The sequence below is a fragment of the Aeromonas sp. Lyrl_2 genome, assembly GCF_051948815.1.
GTDB lineage: Bacteria > Pseudomonadota > Gammaproteobacteria > Enterobacterales > Aeromonadaceae > Aeromonas > Aeromonas veronii.
The window spans coordinates 1-2,735 of sequence record NZ_JAYJLJ010000049.1 but is presented as its reverse complement, the minus strand read 5'-3'; the positions used below and the strand labels follow the sequence as shown (position 1 = coordinate 2,735).

Genomic DNA, 2,735 nt, shown 5'->3' with positions numbered 1-2,735 from the left:
CGGCACATAGGGGGTTCTGAGTAGAGAAATGCTAGTTGAAAATGTGTACACCTATTTCAGGACTAGACACAATCTGCCGAATGAATCAGCTAAACAGCATAAATTTCGCCCCCACCAGCAGCATCAGCAGAGCAAATGCCTGCTTGAGGCGTCTTGGTGACAATCGGTGTGCCAGCTTGGCACCAAGGCGGGCAAACTGGGTACTGGTCAGCACAATGCCCAGCAGGGCGGGCAGATAGATGTAGCCCACACTCCACTCGGGCAGATCGGCATGATCCCAACCCGCATAGAGGTAGCTGAGGCTCCCCGCCAGCGCGATGGGTATGCTGCAGGCTGCAGAGGCAGCGACCGCATTGCGCATTGGCACCGAGTTCCAGCTCAGATAAGGGACAGTGAGCGAGCCACCGCCAATACCAAACAGGGCTGACATCCAGCCAATGATGGTACCGGCAATGCCTGTGCCGAGCGGCCCCGGCATATGGCGCTCCGCTTTGGGTTTAAGGTTGAGCCCCATCTGTAGCGCCATGCTCCAGGCGAAGCAGCCGATGATGATATTGAGGGTGCTGGTGCTGAGCAGATTGGCGGTCATGCCGCCGAGCCAACCCCCAATCAGCATGCCGGCGCCGAGTCGGCGGATCATCACCCAATCGACGGCGCCCGCCTCCCGGTGGGCCCGCAGCGAGCTGAATCCGGTAAAGATCATGGTGGGCAACGAGGTGCCGAGGGCCAGATGGGTAATGATTTCAGGGTCGATGCCCTGGGCGCGAAAGGTCATGACCAGCACGGGGACAATGATAAGACCGCCGCCGATCCCGAACAGCCCCGCCAGCATACCGGCAAAGGCGCCCAGCAGGAGGTAACCCATAAACAGCATAAAAATTCCTGTGTTAAACAAAAACTGGCCAACACGGCCGGGCAACTGTGGATATCAGCATGAAAAAAAAGAGATGGCGCGAGGGCCATCTCTTCATTGTGCCGGTTAGTGCAGTGGAATGGTACCGTCCATCACCTTGTAGAAGGCCAGCACGGCACAGCCAAGCAGGGCCGCCGTCATTCCCTGCTCCAACCGGTTAAGGCCGCGCAGACCGTGATGCTGACGCGCCTTCCAGTAGATGAAGATGCCCGGGCTGTAGAGCAGCGCCACCAGCAACAGGTACTCCACACCGGCTGCGTAGACCAGCCAGCAGCCGTAAACCGTCGCCACCAGGGCCAGCAGCAGGTCACGCTTGCGCTGATGGGGTTGACCCTGATAGGTCTCCCCTTTCAATGCCAGCTTCAGACCATAAGCGCCAGAGAAGACATACGGCACCAGCGCCGCCGAGGTCGCGATGTTGACCAGCGCCAGATAGGTGCTGCTCTGGAAATAGATGATGATCAGGAAGATCTGCACCAGACAGGTGGAGCACCAGAGCGACACCTGCGGCGAGCCGTTCTTGTTCTCCTTGGCAAACCAGCCCGGGAAGACGCCGGTCTTGCCTGCGATGTAGGGCACTTCAGCGGCCAGCACGGTCCAGCTGAGCAGAGCACCCATCACCGACACCACCAGACCGATATTGATAAGCCAAGCGCCCCAGGGGCCGACCACGGCTTCAAGGATCATGGCGGTCGAGGGGTTCTTGAGCGCCGCCAGCTGCGGCTGGCTCATGACACCCAGCGAGAACAGGGTCACCATCACGTAAAGCGTCAGGGCGCCGAGCAGCGCCAGCACGGTAGCGCGGCCCACATCCTTGCGATGACGGGCACGGGCAGAGACCACCACGGCCCCTTCAATCCCGATAAAGACCCAGAGGGTCACCTTCATGGTGGACTTGACCTGATCCATCACGGAGCCCAGCTCCATGTTGTTCTGGCCCCAGATATCCAGAGTGAAGGTATCCATGTTGAAGGCCAGCAGGATCGCAACACAGAAGACGATGAGCGGCACCATCTTGGCGATGGTAGTGACGATATTCACCAGTGCAGCAACCTGTACCCCGCGCAGCACCAGCGCATGCACCGACCAGATCAGGATGGAGGCCAGCGTGATGGCGACCGGCGTATTGCCGTCACCGAAGATGACGTTGTCAGGCGTATCGAAGAAGTAGCTCAGGGCGCTGAACACTACGATGGCGTAGGAGACGTTGGCCAGCAGTTGGCAGAGCCAGTAACCCCAGGCGGCGTTGAAACCGATGAAATCGCCGAAACCGGCCTTGGCATAGCTGAAGATCCCGCCATCGAGATCGGGGCGGCGCATGGAGAGGTTCTGATAGACTAGCGCGAGACAGATCATGCCAAGACCGGTGATGGCCCAACCCAGGGCGACCGCCCCGGCACTGGCATGCGCAGCAATGTTTTGTGGCAGACTGAAGACCCCGGCGCCGACCATGGAGCCGATCACCAGCGAAATGAGGGCGCCCAGCCCTAGTTTCTTGTCCATTTCAATCCTGTTTATTTAGGCGGCGGCAGAGCGTCCGTATTCATACTGCGCGCAATATGGGAGGGGCTGGGAATCCTGACCCCGTGAAAAAGGCGGCAACTATATTGCATGACTATTCCGACCGCAATCCCTCGTCCCGTCAATCATGCACCGCCTTGACCGCGCGCAATTTTACAGCACTGACCCATATGGCCTGTGAGCTGGCTCAAATTAACCAAGACCCATTGATATTTCTCATTTTTCTGCCAACACAACCTGACTCGCATGGTTCCTATGCATCGCCATTCAGGCACTCTCTGTATAAATAATCTGCATAAAA

Annotated in this window: 2 protein-coding genes; both read right to left on the bottom strand. The window is 58.4% G+C overall.

The features are described 5' to 3' along the window. Nucleotides 1-85 precede the first annotated feature (85 nt). Nucleotides 86-874 carry a sulfite exporter TauE/SafE family protein gene (locus tag VF684_RS20800; RefSeq protein ID WP_139442076.1) on the bottom strand — a complete coding sequence of 263 codons (789 nt, stop codon included), beginning with the start codon at nucleotides 872-874 and terminating at the stop codon, nucleotides 86-88. A 105-nt stretch (nucleotides 875-979) separates the two neighbouring features. Then, entirely contained in the window at nucleotides 980-2,416 is a 1,437-nt protein-coding gene (arcD, locus tag VF684_RS20795; RefSeq protein ID WP_005336921.1) for an arginine-ornithine antiporter, read from the bottom strand. Between the last annotated feature and the right edge of the window lie 319 nt (nucleotides 2,417-2,735).

Bases quoted from the DNA above. Each gene is read 5' to 3' on its own strand.
- VF684_RS20800 (WP_139442076.1), bottom strand. From the start codon at position 874: ATGCTGTTTATGGGTTACCTCCTGCTGGGCGCCTTTGCCGGTATGCTG.
- arcD (WP_005336921.1), bottom strand. From the start codon at position 2,416: ATGGACAAGAAACTAGGGCTGGGCGCCCTCATTTCGCTGGTGATCGGC.